Annotated in this window: 15 protein-coding genes; 9 read left to right on the top strand and 6 right to left on the bottom strand. The window is 41.3% G+C overall.

Annotated elements, in window-relative coordinates:
- The first annotated feature begins 68 nt into the window (after nucleotides 1-68).
- Together V7K36_RS01565 and V7K36_RS01560 are read left to right on the top strand one after the other, a co-directional pair.
- Entirely contained in the window at nucleotides 69-701 is a 633-nt protein-coding gene (locus V7K36_RS01565) for a ParA family protein (RefSeq protein WP_334827347.1), read from the top strand.
- Nucleotides 701-1,441 (top strand): hypothetical protein, encoded by a 741-nt coding sequence (locus V7K36_RS01560; protein WP_335112604.1) that lies wholly within the window; start codon nucleotides 701-703, stop codon nucleotides 1,439-1,441. The genes V7K36_RS01565 and V7K36_RS01560 overlap by 1 nt, the downstream gene beginning before the upstream one ends.
- Nucleotides 1,442-2,034: 593 nt before the next feature.
- Here the strand turns inward: V7K36_RS01560 and V7K36_RS01555 are convergent.
- Nucleotides 2,035-2,928, bottom strand: coding sequence for an alpha/beta fold hydrolase (locus V7K36_RS01555; RefSeq protein WP_335112602.1), 894 nt, complete (start codon nucleotides 2,926-2,928; stop codon nucleotides 2,035-2,037).
- Nucleotides 2,929-3,231: 303 nt separating this feature from the next.
- On the opposite strand from V7K36_RS01555, the gene V7K36_RS01550 reads away from it, so the two are divergent.
- Together V7K36_RS01550 and V7K36_RS01545 are read left to right on the top strand one after the other, a co-directional pair.
- Nucleotides 3,232-3,543, top strand: coding sequence for a BMC domain-containing protein (locus V7K36_RS01550; protein WP_273766297.1), 312 nt, complete (start codon nucleotides 3,232-3,234; stop codon nucleotides 3,541-3,543).
- An 85-nt stretch (nucleotides 3,544-3,628) separates the two neighbouring features.
- On the top strand, nucleotides 3,629-3,979 hold the full coding sequence (locus V7K36_RS01545) for a carbon dioxide-concentrating mechanism protein CcmK (protein ID WP_334868111.1): 351 nt from the start codon (nucleotides 3,629-3,631) through the stop codon (nucleotides 3,977-3,979).
- 296 nt (nucleotides 3,980-4,275) lie between these two features.
- Here V7K36_RS01545 and V7K36_RS01540 read toward each other — a convergent pair whose 3' ends face one another.
- Both V7K36_RS01540 and V7K36_RS33915 read right to left on the bottom strand, forming a co-directional pair.
- Entirely contained in the window at nucleotides 4,276-4,497 is a 222-nt protein-coding gene (locus V7K36_RS01540) for a pentapeptide repeat-containing protein (protein WP_335112600.1), read from the bottom strand.
- Nucleotide 4,498: 1 nt separating this feature from the next.
- Complete coding sequence (locus V7K36_RS33915; RefSeq protein ID WP_442948423.1) at nucleotides 4,499-4,609, bottom strand: pentapeptide repeat-containing protein; 111 nt, start codon at nucleotides 4,607-4,609, stop codon at nucleotides 4,499-4,501.
- A 796-nt stretch (nucleotides 4,610-5,405) separates the two neighbouring features.
- On the opposite strand from V7K36_RS33915, the gene V7K36_RS01535 reads away from it, so the two are divergent.
- The 3 genes from V7K36_RS01535 to V7K36_RS01525 all read left to right on the top strand — a co-directional run bounded on the left by V7K36_RS01535 (nucleotide 5,406) and on the right by V7K36_RS01525 (nucleotide 9,015).
- Nucleotides 5,406-6,593: a HetZ-related protein 2 gene (locus tag V7K36_RS01535; protein ID WP_335112598.1), complete on the top strand. Its 1,188-nt coding sequence runs from the start codon at nucleotides 5,406-5,408 to the stop codon at nucleotides 6,591-6,593.
- Between the two features lie 283 nt (nucleotides 6,594-6,876).
- Nucleotides 6,877-8,130, top strand: a complete 1,254-nt coding sequence (locus V7K36_RS01530) for a pilus assembly protein PilB (protein WP_335112596.1) — start codon at nucleotides 6,877-6,879, stop codon at nucleotides 8,128-8,130.
- A gap of 201 nt (nucleotides 8,131-8,331) precedes the next feature.
- Nucleotides 8,332-9,015: a Crp/Fnr family transcriptional regulator gene (locus V7K36_RS01525; RefSeq protein ID WP_335112594.1), complete on the top strand. Its 684-nt coding sequence runs from the start codon at nucleotides 8,332-8,334 to the stop codon at nucleotides 9,013-9,015.
- 202 nt (nucleotides 9,016-9,217) lie between these two features.
- Here V7K36_RS01525 and V7K36_RS01520 read toward each other — a convergent pair whose 3' ends face one another.
- Nucleotides 9,218-9,478 (bottom strand): hypothetical protein, encoded by a 261-nt coding sequence (locus V7K36_RS01520; protein ID WP_335112592.1) that lies wholly within the window; start codon nucleotides 9,476-9,478, stop codon nucleotides 9,218-9,220.
- A 150-nt stretch (nucleotides 9,479-9,628) separates the two neighbouring features.
- On the opposite strand from V7K36_RS01520, the gene V7K36_RS01515 reads away from it, so the two are divergent.
- Complete coding sequence (locus V7K36_RS01515; protein ID WP_335112590.1) at nucleotides 9,629-10,252, top strand: hypothetical protein; 624 nt, start codon at nucleotides 9,629-9,631, stop codon at nucleotides 10,250-10,252.
- A 376-nt stretch (nucleotides 10,253-10,628) separates the two neighbouring features.
- Nucleotides 10,629-11,279, top strand: coding sequence for an Abi-alpha family protein (locus tag V7K36_RS01510; protein WP_335112588.1), 651 nt, complete (start codon nucleotides 10,629-10,631; stop codon nucleotides 11,277-11,279).
- 854 nt (nucleotides 11,280-12,133) lie between these two features.
- On the opposite strand, the gene bcsA is transcribed toward V7K36_RS01510, so the two are convergent.
- Nucleotides 12,134-14,746 (bottom strand): UDP-forming cellulose synthase catalytic subunit, encoded by a 2,613-nt coding sequence (gene bcsA, locus V7K36_RS01505; protein ID WP_442948421.1) that lies wholly within the window; start codon nucleotides 14,744-14,746, stop codon nucleotides 12,134-12,136.
- A gap of 57 nt (nucleotides 14,747-14,803) precedes the next feature.
- Nucleotides 14,804-17,143: a cellulose biosynthesis cyclic di-GMP-binding regulatory protein BcsB gene (locus V7K36_RS01500; protein ID WP_335112586.1), complete on the bottom strand. Its 2,340-nt coding sequence runs from the start codon at nucleotides 17,141-17,143 to the stop codon at nucleotides 14,804-14,806.
- Between the last annotated feature and the right edge of the window lie 122 nt (nucleotides 17,144-17,265).

Below are 17,265 nucleotides of genomic sequence, written 5' to 3'. Positions count from 1 at the left end.
AGGAGAATAATAACTCCTAACTCCTAACTCAGCACTCAGCACTCAAGAGGCAGAATCGGAAGCAAGCAGTGCCAAAAATCATCGCTATTCTCAACGGTAAAGGAGGAGTCGGTAAAACGACTACCGCAGTCAATCTGGCTGCAAACTTTGCGAAGAAAAAAAAGGTGCTTTTGATTGACGCAGATATTCAAGGTTCTGCCAGTTGGTGGTTTGGGCGCAGTCAGCAAGGAATGGGATTTGATTTATCTCAAGAAACCGATCCGACACTTTTAGGTGATTTAGGAAAGATAACAGGTTACGATTTAGTAGTGGTGGATACGCCTCCCGCGCTGCGCTCTGAAGCATTAGTGGCGGTGGTTGCGATCGCAGATTATCTAGTTTTGCCTACACCCCCAGCCGCAATGGATTTAGCCATCCTCGTGGAAACAGTCAAGGAAGCCGTTATCCCCTTGGGAACCCCCCATCGGGTATTGCTCACCAAAGTTGATACGCGCAGTCTGGGGGAAGCACAAGAAGCAAAAAACACTCTGACTCGGTTAGGTATTCCTACTTGTAATACCTTCATCCGTGCCTATAAAGCTCATGAACGAGCGGCACTTGAGGGTGTAGCGATCACTCAATGGCGAGGAGGAAATGCACGGGAGGCGGAATTAGACTACCGCCGTGCAGCTGATGAATTACAGCGTGATTGGAGAAAATAATGGTTAAGAAACAAAGCCTCTCTGACTTACTACAAGAAGAGGCGCAAAAATTTACACCCTCAGAAGGTGAATCTGCGATCGAAGTTGCAGCAGAAAAAGTTGTCGAAGAACAGGCTTCATCTGATGAGGAATCCTCAGCACAGACACCTGAGTCAACTTCTATTAAGCGCACAAGTCCCACTAAGGCTGATTTAGAAGTAACTGTCAAAGAGTTGACAATTAATCTGGAAAAAAGCCACAAAAAAGAAGTATCTCTTGGACAGGAAATTGCTGATTTGCAATCAAAATTATCTAAACAAAAAACATTTGCATCAGAACAACAATTAGTGATACAACAGCTAACAAAAGAACTTGATGAAACCAAAAAAACAGCACTGCAACTTGCAGAAGCAAATTCCCATCTGATAGAAGAAATTAATGCTTTAAAACAAACAGCAGAAGATAATTCTAAACTTGTTGTCAAAGAAACTAGTGCGATAAAACCAGTAAAAGAACAATACAATCCATATAACTACAAAAAATCACATCGGCCATCGGAAAGACTAGCTCAAAATCAACCAGATGAGTATGCTGATAGTGTTGTCAAAGAAACTAGTGCTATACAACCAGTAAAAGACCATTACAATCCCCTTAACTACAAAAAATCACATCGGTCATCGGAAACACTAGCTCAAAATCAACCTCAAAATCAACCAAATGAGTATCCTGATAGTTCTAATGAGATGTGGTTACTTGACTAGAGTCAGTTAATCAGTCAGATCAAGATTAATGGCAGTACTTCAAAATCTATAGCACTGCTTCATTTATTCGCCATTCCGCAGAACCGCACCCCAGCAAAGTTGTGCTTTCCGCCCCCTCTTTGCTTGCAGAGAGGGGATAAAGGACATGGCTGCAAGGATTTTGGGAATGACAACTATAGCGATGTGTTACGACAAGCCGCTCCGCGTCTACGCTTGTTTGTATGCAATACACTCTGACCTCACTTCCATTCCTCTTTCCTAAAAGGAGAGAGGCTTTGAGGTTTACTCTCCTTTCCTTGTTGTAACTCACATTAATAAATAAATTGATAAAACAGTAAAAAATACAAATAAAAATTCTTCAATTAGAAAGATTTTACTCAAAGGAGTTCTAGCTACACAATTCCCTAAAATTCTGTGAAAGTAACACTATTAAAGAGAAAAATAGTAGCTCCGACAGAAGCCATTAGCAATAGATGAAAAACTTTAGAGTTCAGCATTACATAAAAATTATTGATAGCTGTGCTGCCTTGACACGTTCTTCCCAAATATACCTAATAAGTTGCAAGAGATGCATCAGATTTTTTGGGTTTGAACTACAATTCAACTCGAAAGTCTAAAATATACTGCGCGGTAATTTGTGGTTGTTCCAGGTGTGGGAGATGACCACAATTTTGAATCCAGACGAGAGTACTGTGTGGAATTGCTCTTTTAAACCTTGTGGCATCCCCAATACCTAAAATTTTATCGGAATCGCCCCACAAAATTAGCGTTGGTTGCATAATTTGTGATAGCGTTTCAAATCTAAAAGCATTGTAACCACCGCTTTTGGTAAAAGCAATCACAGCTTGATGCCAACTCGGCATTTGTAAATGTAATGCGCCACAACACAGCGCATCGATAGAGGCAAGACTTTGATTTTTATATCCAATGCGGGAAACGCGATCGCGCACTTTCAGATTACTCAAAAATTGAGTTGCTAAATAATCCAACGGGGGAAACATTAATTTACTTAATGGTGAACCACCCGCTAACCCTGCACTGTCAATTAACACCAGTTTTTTTACCACTTCTGGGAAAGTCAGCGTAAAATCAATCGCCGTCGCACCCCCCATCGAAGCCCCCACTAAAATTACAGGTTGCTTAATCAGGCTTTTCCAAAAATAATAAAGATGGGTTTTAATCGCAGTTGGGCTATAAGCAATTCCTGAGAGTCTATCTGTAAACCCAAAACCCAACAAATCCACTGCCCAAGTTTCATTATCTCCAGAAAGCAGTGGCAAAAGCCGCCGAAATTCTAATACAGAACTGTCAAAGCCGTGAATTAATAAAATAGGAGTTCCACCACTCCCTTGCTTGACATAGGTTGTGGTAACTGGTTGATTAGTTAAAGGAGTAGCGATCGCAGAAGTTTGAATATTCCGAGCTAGTGCGATCGAGGTAGATTCTGTCAGTTGCCCAACAGATGTAGGAAGAAAATTTGGAAACATAAATTTCAGTTTATCGTACTAGCTTGCTTCTAGGCATCGCTGATTTTGTTAAACAACAAAATTACACAAACTAACGTGCTGAAGGATTATTTGTAATATATAAAATATAAACTAGCAGCTATCAAAACATTCTAACTCCCAACTCCTAACCGGAGGCGGAGCGTCTTCGGCTTTGCTGCTAACTCCTCACTTCCCACTCCCGCAGAATTCCTGGTATCAAAGAAAGTTTTCTAAAATGTTAAAATTTGGACTAAAGCCACGTACAATTAAAGTCGCCTATCCCTTAATCCAGGAGCTAATGCCATGCCAATGGCGGTTGGCGTAATTGAAACTTTAGGTTTTCCTAGTGTCTTAGCAGCAGCAGATGCAATGGTCAAAGCTGCCGAAGTCACAATTGTGTACTATGGTCAAGCTGAAAGCGCTCGTTTGTTAGTCGCCGTCCGGGGACACGTTGCTGAGGTAAAAAGAGCTGTTGAAGCCGGAATCGCAGCTGGAGAGCAAGTCAAGGTTGGTGCAGTAATTACCTACTACATCGTTCCTAATCCTCCGAAAAATGTTGAAACCATATTACCAATCCATTTCACTGAAGAATCAGAACCTTTCCGCATGTTCTAAGCAATTTTGCTATCAAAATTTGTAGCGAAGCTTCGGACAATTAACTTGTAGCCCCCATATTGTTTATTCATACAGGAGATTAATAATGTCATTACAGGCAGTTGGAGCACTCGAAACTAAAGGTTTTCCTGCGGTGCTAGCAGCAGCAGATGCGATGCTAAAAGCTGGTCGAGTCACCCTCGTTGGTTATATCAGAGTAGGTAGTGCTCGCTTTACAGTTAATATTCGTGGCGATGTTTCTGAAGTAAAGACAGCTATGGCTGCTGGTATCGAAGCCGCAGAAAATGTTTATGGCGGTACGCTGGAATCCTGGGTGATTATTGCTCGTCCCCATGAAAACGTTGAAGCTGTTCTGCCAATTGCTTACACAGAACAAGTCCAACAGTATCGAGAATCTGTAGAAAGTCCCATTGTTAGATCATCGAACGGTCGATAAAGTCAACCCCCTGCAAGGGAATTCAAAATGAAGAATCCTCATAAATGAATTTAAAGAGAAGTATCTTGTAAGGCTTCTGAACATTAAAGCTTTTGAGGGTTGCATTCTTTTTGTTTTTAGAAGAAAACTTATCAAAACTGGAGGACACCCGATCACAGATTTTCTATCGGGTGTTTAAAGATAGTATTGTGATTGTGCAGGTAGTTAGCGGTTATCGAGATTTAAAATCTATATTTGCAGATGTGGATGATAAATAATTTGGCGTTGCTGATTAGATGTATGAATCTTGGTGTAGTCTACCAATCGTGATCGGAGTCGATGATAGTTCCGTCTTCCAAAACGAGACCACGAACTGGGGTACCAGTGAAATCAACCGTATCAACATTTATAGCTCCTCTGACATCGGCAGCAAAGTAGGTTTCACTGATTGCGGCATAAAGCAAGTTAGCTCTGCTCATATCAGTCCCATCAAGTTCAGCACCGGATAGACAAGCTTTGGTCAAGTTAGCTCCACTCAAGTTAGTTATTAGTCAGATTACACCGCTCCAAAGCAGCACTAGTCAAATTGGCATTACTCAAATTGGCTCCAGCCAAGATAGCTTTAGTCAGATCGGCTCCACTGAGATTAATCCCACTTAAATCGGTAGCAAAATCAGGACAAACTTTGTCATAAGCAACAATGTCAAGATCGGGATCGATTCCACTAACATTAATCCCCTTGAGATCAATCCCAGTAAAATCCCTTTCCTAAGCAGCGTAACGTTTTCTCAATTCTTCGCCGTCCATAATTTACTTTTATTATTCAACACATATAAAATCCTAACCGCTATTTTACGTATATACACTTAATAAAATCAAAATATATTACGATATTTAACTTAATTACGATTCAGTTAGGGCTTGCTCCTCCCTAACCCTCCTTAAAAAAGAGGCAATTAAGCTCATTTATTTTAAGAGGGGTTGGGGGGATCTTCCGGGGCAAAATCTCATTAACACCAAGCAAGCATCTTGAGATTTAACTAAGTATTCTACTACGTAAGGGATTATAAAGGGTTGAAGTTGAAACTTATACGGCTGAAATAACGTCTAGAACATTGAGTTGAATTAGATTCATTCCTCCTATGTGTTACAAAATGTCAGATTTCCCCGATCCATCTCGTGCAAAGGTGTATCGTCACCACTCTAGGTAAATTTCTGTTCTCAGTTAAATAACATAACTTTACAAAAAGCTAAAATTAACAGAATTGGTTGAAACGCTTTATAGGTATGGATTTTGGGCTTTTTAAAATTGAAAGTAAAACATCAATGTAGAAATTTATGCATAATTTTAGTGAATTAAGACGTAATAAAAGTGGAATCACTGAGCTATTTTCATGAGACTCATGAAATCCAGGAAAGTTACCAGTTAAACAATTAGGTGGGACGAATGGGGGTTGTGATGCAAACTTCAAAATTGAGTTTCGAGGAACGCAATCTCACTATGACAAAAGATGTAGAACAACTGGCTCTAGATTGGCGAAAGCGCTTGGCTGCGGAATGTCCAGACCAAAATGAAGCTGCTAGGCAAAGCATTATTCTCTGGTTATTTGGATCTGACTCAAAACGCTTTGATCTGTTTAACCCTAAGGAATTCGATATTGCCAAGCAAGCGATGGAATATCGCTGGAGAATTTTATGTCAACGCTACTTGGGGCTAGGGCGAGAACGTGCTTATCGCAACTTGATAACGCGATTGGGAAGTTTAGTAACATTACGGAATAAGATTCAGACTTGGGTTTCCCTCAGCCGCGATCGCCAGCGCAGTGTGATGGATGTGTTACAAGAAGTACTCCAAGAATTACTGCAAAGCGATAGCCATATGCAACAACAAATGGCTGATATTGCTAAATATACAACTGATAGACGATTAAGGGATGCTCTGCTATTTGCCAGTGTAGAAGAATATTCTCTGCGGCCAGTACGCAATCAACCACTATTAGCTTACCGATTTGTGAATTACTTGCGTCGCACTCAGCGCGGTGGCTTAACCCAAGTGCCGGGCCGTGACTTGATTAGACTGGTGTCGGAAGAAGTTCTCACAGACGACAATGATAATCGAGTTAACTTAGTGGATAGTCAGGCGATCGCCGAATATCAAGAAGCACAACAACTAGAGGAACAACAAGCGCTGCGCCAGTCAGTACAAAAAGAATTTGAAAATTATTTACAAGAAAATCTGGGGGCAGACGCAGTAGAATGGCTACGACTGTATCTGCAAGGTAAGTCCCAGGAAGATATTGCCCAGAGACTGAATAAGCAGACTAAGGAAGTATACCGTCTGCGAGAAAAAATTAGTTACCATGCTGTACGTGTTTTTGCCCTCAAAGGTAAACCAGAACTCGTAGACGCTTGGCTCTCAATTTCCTTGCAAGAACATAACTTGGGGTTAACGCCAAACCAATGGCAGCAACTTGATCAAAAATTGACCCCTCTGGGACGGCAGATCCTAGATTTGCGGAGAGAGGGTAACTCAATAGAAGCAATAGCCCAACACTTAAAACTCAAAACCCATCAAGTGCTAGGCGAATGGACAAAAGTCTATCTTGCAGCCCAAGCTTTAAGAACTCAGGAGTAAGCTATGAAGCATCTAGTTGATTTATTGAGGTCGTGGGGAAGAGTAGGAGATGGAGAAAACAGGGGAGCAGGGGCATATAGCAAGTTCTTCCCATCTACCTCTTTATCCCCCTCATCCCTAACTCAGTATTATCACTAAACTACAATCCAAAATTGATTATTTACTTACGTCTATTTATGTATAGATAATTAAATTTTTAATAATTTAACAAAGGATCTTGATTAAATGTTTACTAAATTAGAGGAAAGATAGTATACAAGTAAACACCAAGCAAATCAAACCTATGTTGTCTTCAAAAGGCAAACTAACAGATACCGCAGGAAATAGAAAGCAAGTGCTAACTGCTATACAAGCCCACTGGGAGCGAGTAGACATTCGTAAGCAAATATTCCAGCTGATGGATAGTTTTTTGTCTTTTGAAGCTTGCCTCTACCACCAGATTCTGCCTTTTGAATTAGAAGACAATAACCTATTGCTAGGTATGGTTCATCTACAAGACAGCGAGGCACTAAATTACGCTAGTCGGATCTTGTCTTATATCAATTGCACAACGGCAACCGAGGCGATCGCAGCCGACGCTCACCGCCGAATACTGTCAGCCTACCTCAACCATAAGAATACACCTCAGCTAGATGCAAAACTTGTGCATCAGCCAACAACGGACTTTCTCCCAAGAAATAGCGCAGTTACCACTACTGACAAACCTATCCCCTCCCTAGATGCCGACTCGGAATTAAATCAGCAACCAATATTGATGGTGTTTCAGACACAAAAGCGTCAACATTCTTGGCAGCACGTAGACTTGCCTCCGATCCCAGAGCTAGATAAATTATCTCAAACTCCGACGTTCTTGACTCCTATTTCCAGAGGTCAAGAGAGAGAGACATTCGTTGCAGCAGCACCAAACAATTTACCTATTTTGTCTACACAAGTTCCCGAACTATTTAGTCCGATTGAAGTACTACCAACACTACCACCCAAGAAATTACTAGAAGAATTGCTAGGGCGAATTCTGGCTGGAGGAATTGGTCGGCTGTACTTAGAAAGACAAGCTTATGAAGGCAGGATACTGTGGAGTGATAATGGAGTCTTGCAGTCTGTATTAGACAAACTACCGCTCTCTGTTTTCCAAGGAGTACTAAATGAATTAAAGCGGTTTGCTTCCCTGCCTGTCACCACGGTTACAGAACCAAAACAGGTAGAGAAGGAATACGTGTATCAAAAAAGCCGCTTATTGTTACGCTTGCGAGTCATGCCGGGAAACTACGGCGAAGAGGCAACGCTCCAAGTCTTGCGGGGAGCAGCATTAAAGTTCTATCAACAACAACAGTTGGCGCGTTTGAGCCGCGATGCCTTGGGGATTTCTCAGCAACTAAGCATCAAGTTGCATGAACTACAAGAACGGCTTTTACTGAATCCCAGCCTTGACTCTCAGCAATCAGAGACTTTGATTACCCTGCATCAACTAGTGAAAAATTTAGACCAACAGATCAAAATACTGGCACTGGAAAGTAATCCACCAACAAACAGCAAATGATCGGTCTGTCAGTGAAACCCCTGATTTCGATCACATACATAATTGTTATGTTTTAATGGACTCCAGACCGATCAACCTTAGAGGTTCATCTCCAAATAAATACAAATTTTGCGATCGCATTCTGAGTAAGATTACGGTTTAGACAAACTTATAGTAGAAAGTTAGTTTCCCGCTCTTAAATCCATCTCTTGCAAATATTTCATGCTAACTGAGGTTTTTAGTGAACTTTTCCCCTTAATGAGTACAGCCACTCCACAGACTTTGGAATGGCTGCTCAACGTTGCAATTGAACATGAATACCCATCTGGGCGAGCTGTTGTGATGGAAGATGCCTGGGGTAACGCCGTTTACTTCGTGGTTTCTGGTTGGGTCAAAGTCCGGCGAACCGTCGGTGAAGATTCAGTAGCTCTGGCAATTTTTGGCCGGGGCGATTTTTTTGGAGAAATGGCAATTTTGGATGAATCTCCACGTTCAACCGATGTCATTGCCCTTTCACCCGTGAAGTTGCTTAGTATCTCCAGAGAGCGTTTTATACAAATCTTGTTTAAAGACCCGCAGTTACATCACCGGATGTTGCAACTGATGGTGCGGCGATTGCGGCAAATTAACGTGCGCTTACAAATGCGGTCTTCACCACCAGCAGTCAAACTTGCTCATACCCTAGTGACTTTAGGTGAAAGTTATGGTCAGGAATCAAATTTGGGCAAGGAAATTTATAACATTCCCTTCAAAGATTTAGCAGAAGTTACAGAAATCGGCGTTGAAGAAACCACCAAAATTATGGAAAAGCTGCATGAGAAAGGGTGGATCAAAATTGACAGCGCCAACAATATCATTTCTCTTGTGAACTTTAAACAGTTGATGAACTTAGCTGGGAAACTGTGATTGGGGTATAAGTATCATCGGAACAGAAAACCGAGTTAAGCTTAAAAGCCTTATTAAATAAGGATTATACTGATAACGAAGGTCATTGACTAATGCTGATCATCAAGTCACTATTCAACGATAAAATAAGGGTTTCAGCTTCGGAAAATGCTTGTATTACTCATGTAATATCTCTTAACCTAGTTTTCTACGTGAATGCTACTCATACCCCAGTAAGACCTACATTATTTTCGTCTCCATGCAAGCTGAAATGAAGGATAGGAACCAGTGGATGTTGGTGAGAACAAGCATCGACAAGATGAGAGCTAAGTGCTTCAGCAAGCATTTCTCTGTCGGATGCGAGGCTATACCAAAAGGGAATCCTGGCTAGGTTAAATGCTTCACTCAGTGCGCGACCTTCTACTCGTCCATGCAGAAGATCATGTTTTGATGGTGATTCTATGATGTAGACAAAACCGTTCATTCCCATTGGTCAGTTTTTTGCCCCTCAACTACCTTAAATATTGGTCTGTACAGACTAACATAAAAAGTTTGTTAGAAATTAAGTAATTCTGGGCATCCTATAGTCATAGACAAAAATAAAGCAATTACTTTCAATTTCGCTATTGATGTTATGGGTATTAATCGAAATATAAAATTTGGAATTTCAAAATCAGGAACTTATCTCTTAGACTTTATTCCCAAAGAACAAACAGAGCGTTATTTACATAGACTCAATTATTACAAATTAAATTATAAGGTAGTAACCAGAAAGCGGAACTTGACAGATGATGAAATTTTTCGGCACAGATTAAAAACTGATGAAGAAGAGGTTTGTTGCGTATTCTTTTCTTTGATTGAAGAAGAACTAATCAAGAAATTAATAGCAGCATATGGTTTGATTGACAAAAGAAAATATTTAATCCCAAAATCTAATAATTTTATATGTTTTTTAATGGATAATATTTATATTATCGCCTGTAATAAAACTTTTTCAGACGAAATAAAGTTAATGAATAAATACTTAAGCCAGTACACTGATTTTAAATATAAACTAATTCACATCGAAGATTACGGTATTTTTATGTCGATGGCAAGTATATCAAATCTAATTATTGAAGATATTGAAAATTTTATATGTATCGTGGATGAAAATCATGAAGAACATGAAATAAGAGAAAAAATGTTAAAAGTGCAAAAAATGGTTAAGATATATAAAGAATACCTTAGAGTTCAACCACCTATTTATTATTTTTGAGAATGTTATAGGGAAAGCCAGCGTTATGGTGATCGCTGTAGGGGAATTGTCTTTTGTGGGCTTGTCTCAGTACAAAACAGCCTTGTTTGTATCAGGGTTTGCAGTTAGATAATGTAAGTGACCGAAAAGCCTAAAATTTCGTGAGCGAATCCAGGCGATTAACCAAGACTTATCAATCAGCCCGACAACACGACCGCTACAACCCGCATTCTAACGTTGGCTGATAAAACCTGCTTATGTTTGCAGCATCAGACCTGATTGCAGGTATAATCCGCTCTCGCAGAGCAAGGCACTGATATCAAAATCACAACCCTTTAGAAGTAGAGTAAGATTTTTATAGAAATCATATCTCATAAGTCAAAGATAAAAGAAAAGTATGGATATAATACCAATAATTACTGAAATTTTAGGTAATGCAGATAAAGCAGGAATAACAATTTTAGTCAAAGCACTTTTTGAAAAAGAAATAATCCAAATTGGGAATTGGACAAGAAAGAAAGCTGCTAATTTAGTTGAAACGCTAAAAATAATTCTTAACAAGCCAAATATTAAAGATATAAATTTTGAAGAATTAATAGAAAAAATAGAAGATATTGAACAGGAAACATTGCAGCCTATATTAGAGAATATACTTATAGGACATAAAAATGAAGTAATTAGACAAAAATGGATTAATTTATTAGAGTCAGCAATATTAGGATATTCAATTCACCCTAGATATATAGAGACATTAAGACTTTTGGATGGTATAGACGCTAACATTTTGGAATTTATGTTTGATTTTCGCAAAAGAGGAAATCGATTGAAGAATTCTGAAATTGAAATAGCGTTAGAACAAAGGAAAATAGAGAATCCTACAGAAGAAATGGTAAAAGATAGTTTATCTAATTTAGTAGAAAGAGGATTATGTGATGTAAATAACCTACAAGGAAAACCAAGATACTCAGACATGGATAGCGAAAACATATACATTAGCCGCTTCGGGGAAAAGTTTTTATTTATGGTTGGTGAAAAAAGTCCTGAGTAGCAGGTTTAAAAAGAGAATTTGCTGTTTTGAATAGATGCCGACATAGTGCTGTATAGCGCTTTTATATCAATTATTTTGGTAGTTTTATAAATTACCATAAGGCGGGACGAAGAACCTCGCCTTTTTTAGTTACGCTAAGGACTTGATGAGCCGCTTTCAATACGGGTATAAGTATCATCGGAACAGAAAACCGAGTTAAGCTTAAAAGCCTTATTAAATAAGGATTATACTGATAACGAAGGTCATTGACTAATGGTGATCATCGAGTCACTACTCAACGATAAAATAAGGGTTTAAGCTTCTGAAAATGCTTGTATTACTCATGTAATATCTCTTAACCCGGTTTTCTGCGTGAATGCTACTCATACCCCAATTAGCTGCCCTAAATGTGGTTCTACTCAAATCACTTCAAACAAAAAAGGCTTCAACGTTGGTCATGCTCTGGTTGGAGGTTTAGTAACTGGCGGGGTCGGGCTTGTTGATGGTTTGTGGGGAAGTAATGAAATACGCCTCAATTGTTTAAGATGCGGAAATCGCTGGAAACCAAAAATGTAAAACTGTTTTAGATTGTTTTCTCTGCCCCTGCCCGATACCTTCCCAGCAGATGTTAATTTTTGTGCTGTCGTAATCGGGAAAGATTTTCATGAGGTTGAAACCCCAAAAAATGGGGGTCACTCAGCTACAGATTTTCTGACCTTTATCCCAAGAGGATTTAAAATCCTCTTGGGCGTATTCGGGGAGCTTGGAACAGCAGAGAGCTAGTCCTTTCTGCCCCCCTGCTACCTTAATTAATCTTCCTAATGGGACTTAAACAAAAATTAAGGGTGTTTTGGCTTAAATTGACACTAATGTTGCTACAGAACCTGCAACAGTTGTTTAATTTTGGTGTCTTGGCGTTCCTTGAATTTTTCTGGAAAAATTAACTCGATCGCAATCTTGCCATTTGTCTGTTCTTCTATTGCATAAATTTCGGCAACAAATCGGTTAGATGAGAGATTATCGGCATCCTGATTTAACAGTAAACCAACTAGTGGTTTAGCAGTTCGCATCGTATGCAAATCCTGTTGTCCTAGCATTTTGTGAGAAGACACGGCTTTTTTATCTTCTATTTCCAAGCGTAAACCCGTTGTTCCTAGTTCTGTGGCTACTGCAAAGAAGAAGTTACCATCCCAGTAGAGTTGACTATTAGTGTTTACCTGCTTGCGTACCTTTTTACGGCTAGTTTGGTTGAGGTCACGCAAGGCCCGAGTCAGACTCGTGGCTAGAAATCCCAGGGAAGCTAGGGGCTGGTCTACGTACTGGGCTTTCTGAGAATACCACTCCCGGACATCAGAATACAAAACCAGAGTTAAAGCATCGCGTTGGGTACTATTGAGTTTCACAAAATCAACACCCAAAAGCGTTTGTGTGTCATTGATCGGAGAGACTCGAACAATCTGCGCCGTTAAACAGGCGCTAGCAGTATAATCTCCCATCACCTCAACTTCCACTTCATCTAGTAAATTGGGCCAGGTTTCTAAAGAAATTAAGGCGCCAGTTTCGGAAATATTCACCGTTTTGCCCATGATTGTTTGACCGTTACTGGTAATTAAAATGGGGAGACGACGCTGCAAACGGTGAGCAGTACGTACTTGCGGTTGTTCAAAGCCAACCAGCAAAGCAGCTGAGAGCAAAACAAGATTAAAAATAGACCACATGGTGTTGACTAAGACCGCTTGCCAATCTTCAGGACGTAGCAGCAGCCAATAGGGAACAGCCAGTAACGAAGAGACTACAAATCCTGTCACCACCAAAAGACCACGCATTGATTCCCAATCAAAGGTGCGTTTGGCAATAGACGTCCCCTTGTCGGTAACATTAAATGAACCCAGCTTGGGGTTAAACAGCGCCAACATCGTCACCCACCCAGCCTGGAAAGCCATCGCAAATTCAAAAATTTCGTTCCAGAAGGAGAACCGGACGTTTTTGTAAATGATGTAGTTAGTAAAAAGGGAGAGGAGAATATGGGGTAGGGCATAAGCTAGAGTTTCTAAACCCAAACCTTGAACAGAGTTAACGCCAAATAATAAAAATAGCGGCGGAGCGATCGCATATGTTAGTCGAGGATAGCCATACAAAAAGTGCGAAGTCGCGCTAAAGTAACAAATCCTCTGGGCAAATGTCAGGTTCAGTTTCCGATTAAAAACGGGGTTTTCCAATCGCAGAATCTGCGCCATCCCCCTTGCCCAGCGTACTTGTTGCCCTACATAAGAAGAAAACGTTTCTGGTGCTAAACCCGCCACCATAATTTTGTCGTAGTAGATAGACTTGTAACCAAGCGAATGCAATCGCAAGGCGGTGTGACAATCTTCTGTCACTGTTTCCACCGCAATTCCCCCAACTTCTAAAGCGTGGGATTTGCGGATTAATGCTGCCGAACCGCAGAAAAAGGCGGCATTCCAAAAATCGTTACCTTTTTGTAGTACCTTATAAAACAGTTCATTACCTGCGGGTATTCTACCTTTTGTTACCAAATTACGCTCGAAGGGATCGGGGTTATAGAACCAGTGGGGAGTTTGGACAAAGGATACTTTGGGATCGAAGAAAAAACCCATTGTATGCAGGAGAAATTGCCGTGATGGGATGTGGTCGCAGTCCAAAATCAATACTAAATCGCCGTCGGTTTTCTCAAAGGCGGTATTGATATTACCAGCTTTAGCGTGGTCATTACTGTCCCGCGTCATGTGTATACAGCCGAGTTCTTGGCACATTTGCCGTAGCTGTTCCCGTCTGGCGCTAAACTGTTCTCGGCGTGGGTCGTTTTCTTTATACTTCTCTGGACGACCATCATCAAGAACATAAACCGTTTTTTTCTCAGGAGCATAATCACAGGCTAAGGCTGCCACGGCAGTCTTACGAACAATCTCCACATCTTCGTTGTAAGTGGGGATGTAGATATCGACTTTGAACCATTCCTGTTGAGGAATGTTTGTGAGATTAACTGGTTGGCGTTCTTGAATTTTCAGGGTTTGAAAGTATGCCAATACCAAGGTGAGGATGGCATAGAGTTCGGCGAGGAACAACAACACACAAGCGATGCTGTTGAGCCAACCATCAAAGTTAAGAGTATAGCTGGTGCGGTAGAATAAATAACGCAGCGTTGTGATCATACTCAGCCACAGCATAAACAAGTGGTAATACTGGCTGATTTCTGAAGAGTCCTCTTGAAACTCTGCTTGGATGACCAGTTGACCGACTAGCACCAAAAATACTGCTACCAATCCTTGCTGCCAAACTTCTATCGGGGTAACAATCAGTGGCACTGATAGCACCAATAGCAGCAAGATCAACCACTTAAACTGTTTCACGCCCACCCTTTGGAGAGTGCGGTCAAAAAATCGGGGGGTAATATCAATCAGCCAATTGCTCAATTTTAAGCGCTGGCGATCGCGTGATTTCCGGGGCAATGTGTCGGGGGAAGAAGACATTTTGGATCTCAATTTGGAAATTTAAATTTAAGATTGGCGATACCTGACCGAAAGTGTCTACTTTTTGTCAGCAGTTAGCCGCTTGAGATACAACTGAACAATCCCGTAAAGAATTAGAGAAACACTCAAAATGCCTACAGGTAGCAATAGCCAATTTTCTTGTAAAAAGCGTGATGCTTTACTGAGGGGAGTGGTATTTTCCCAGCGACGGGTGTTCGGGGCGCTTTCGAAAAACTGTAGTTGATAGGCATCAGCATCGTCAGAAGCTGAGTCTTTTTGATCGCTACTAATTAGCACCGTATCTTTTTTAAGCTGGAAGAACCACGGATCTTGATTAAGGACTTGTCGCACTCGCTCTAAACCAGTTTCGGTTTGAGATGTTAAAGCTAGAACGACGCGATCGCTATTCCAAGGAGAGATAATTTGCTTAATCATCCCTTGTGTATCCTGCGGAGTCTGAACCGCAGCATCGGCAGAGGAGCGGGAAAATGCTTGGTTCAAGTTAAAGCCACTGGAATTAAACACTTCAGGGAAAGGAAACTCTTCCCGCGTACCAATTCCTACCAAATGGTCATTTTTACGGACTTTTGTTGGCAAAGCATCCGGTGTATAAACTTCTAGTTTGACGGTATCTGCTTGACTGAGCCTGCCTAAGCGTTCGCTAAAAGCTAACAAGGTCAAAATATCTGTCTTCGAGGGGATTTGGGGCACGACAATCGCCGTCTGAGACAAATCCTGTGGTGCAGCAAAGGGGAAACCAAATTTCAGCAGGTTCAAGTCTGGTAGTTGTGTAGATATCTCCCGTTTCAGGTCGAAGCTAGTATCAGAATGAACCGTACCTGTCAGTTGTTGATCTGGTGGCTGAAGGCAGTTCTGTTTATCAAAGGGTTCTCTGGGACTCATCCGAAAGAAAACTTGCAGTTTCGAGTTAGGTTTGATCAAGTTTTCCGGCAAATTGACTTTGAGGTTTTTGCGAGTTTCTCCCGACTCAGAATCAAGACGTGCCCCACCGATGAAAACTCCATCCAGTAAAACTTCCAGCGCAGAAGTTCGGGGATTAAGCTGCGGTCCATAGCTGTACATCAGATTCATCGAACTACCCCGGAGAAATCTATCATCCGGCAAAGCGCGAAAATCAACTTCAATTGGCGGCGCTGCCATCCCGCGTACAGTGACATCACTAAACGGCTCACCATTTATCTGGGTTTTGATGTCGCCCAGTTTAAAAGAATTTTGCTCTGGCAAATAACGAGGCCACTGGCGGAGTCCTGGTGTCGAGCCTTCTTTGAGGGTATTGACAAAAACTACCTGACCAGTTCCCATTTTCCGTAAGTCTGGTTGTGATAAAAATTGGGTGGCTTTTTCCACAGCTTTTGTGCTGTTGCCAGTGGCAATTAAAACCGGAACCCCGCTCTTTTCAGTTTTTGTGATCATCAACACCCCGGTTTCATCTGGTACGGGGTTGTTGTCACGATCCAGAATTTGATTGCTGACGACTTTCAGAGGCAAATTCTTCCAAGTATTTAGGGCTGGTTGCTCGGTGGGAGTGCCAATGATCACCAAGCGATCGCTTGCCTTCACATTTGCCACATTAGACACCAAGCTCGTCTGAATCGGGCGAAAATCTGCGATTCTTCCGAATGCCGCTTGTAAGCGAGCTGCTGCTGTCAGCCAGGATTGATCAATTTGACTCGGTTGCAAGTAAGCAATTTGGTTAGTTTCTAAACCGAGGTCGTCAAAGAAAGGATAAGGATAGCGGCTGAAATTCAGGGGAATCGACTGCCGTTCATAGTTCAAAATTAATTTGGAATCTGGCAGAATCTCTGTCCACAAGTCGGGACTACTGGGGTCGCTACATTCGAGTGTGTTATTCTGTTGTGCCACCAATATGAGTTCGTTATAGTCTTGAAGCAGCTTTGGTGGGATATTGAACAGTACTTGACCGACTTGGGAATCTTTGCGGTTGAGTGGTACGCTACCGACACTGGTGCCATTGACTAGCACGGTCAGGTTGGAGCGATTGGCATAGAGTGCTGGTGAGTGTTGAAAGCGGATTAAGGCTTGTATCTTACCCCGTTCTAGTTTCCAGCCACGGGGACGGGTAAAAGCAAGACGACCTTCTGAGTAAACCCCGCGCAAGCGCATCCGGTTGCCCACAATCGGACTACGATTGAATTCTAAGATGTAACTTGCCAGTTTTTTGGCGCCAGCAGTTTCTAAGTCTGCTTTACTACTATTTTCTGATGTGGTTGCTTGAGCTAATAAAGTTACTTGTTGTTGCAGTTCGCCTTTAGTTTGAGCTTGAGCGCTCAATAATGAACTAGGGAACAAAAAAAAGCAAGAAGTAACAATAATTGCTTTTTTACTAATTTGGGAAAGGTGAAATAACTGCTTCATGGTAGAGCGTGATTTTAGTTCGTATTTTCTAAAGGAAATCAATGGGAGTCAGTCTATCGGGAATAAAAAGCAAATACTCAATCATGGGTTTGGCAAGCCCGGACTCTAATTCAGCGTCGGAT

Source organism: Nostoc sp. (assembly GCF_036919555.1).
Lineage (GTDB): Bacteria > Cyanobacteriota > Cyanobacteriia > Cyanobacteriales > Nostocaceae > Nostoc.
The sequence above is the reverse complement of the archived record's forward strand: the minus strand, read 5'-3'. Positions and strand labels throughout refer to the sequence as shown.

What these genes read in the sequence shown, in the direction of transcription:
- V7K36_RS01560 (WP_335112604.1), top strand. Translation starts at nt 701, where the DNA reads ATGGTTAAGAAACAAAGCCTCTCTGACTTACTACAAGAAGAGGCGCAA.
- V7K36_RS01555 (WP_335112602.1), bottom strand. Translation starts at nt 2,928, where the DNA reads ATGTTTCCAAATTTTCTTCCTACATCTGTTGGGCAACTGACAGAATCT.
- V7K36_RS01550 (WP_273766297.1), top strand. Translation starts at nt 3,232, where the DNA reads ATGCCAATGGCGGTTGGCGTAATTGAAACTTTAGGTTTTCCTAGTGTC.
- V7K36_RS01545 (WP_334868111.1), top strand. Translation starts at nt 3,629, where the DNA reads ATGTCATTACAGGCAGTTGGAGCACTCGAAACTAAAGGTTTTCCTGCG.
- V7K36_RS01535 (WP_335112598.1), top strand. Translation starts at nt 5,406, where the DNA reads ATGGGGGTTGTGATGCAAACTTCAAAATTGAGTTTCGAGGAACGCAAT.
- V7K36_RS01530 (WP_335112596.1), top strand. Translation starts at nt 6,877, where the DNA reads ATGTTGTCTTCAAAAGGCAAACTAACAGATACCGCAGGAAATAGAAAG.
- V7K36_RS01525 (WP_335112594.1), top strand. Translation starts at nt 8,332, where the DNA reads ATGCTAACTGAGGTTTTTAGTGAACTTTTCCCCTTAATGAGTACAGCC.
- V7K36_RS01520 (WP_335112592.1), bottom strand. Translation starts at nt 9,478, where the DNA reads ATGAACGGTTTTGTCTACATCATAGAATCACCATCAAAACATGATCTT.
- V7K36_RS01515 (WP_335112590.1), top strand. Translation starts at nt 9,629, where the DNA reads ATGGGTATTAATCGAAATATAAAATTTGGAATTTCAAAATCAGGAACT.
- V7K36_RS01510 (WP_335112588.1), top strand. Translation starts at nt 10,629, where the DNA reads ATGGATATAATACCAATAATTACTGAAATTTTAGGTAATGCAGATAAA.
- bcsA (WP_442948421.1), bottom strand. Translation starts at nt 14,746, where the DNA reads ATGTCTTCTTCCCCCGACACATTGCCCCGGAAATCACGCGATCGCCAG.
- V7K36_RS01500 (WP_335112586.1), bottom strand. Translation starts at nt 17,143, where the DNA reads ATGAAGCAGTTATTTCACCTTTCCCAAATTAGTAAAAAAGCAATTATT.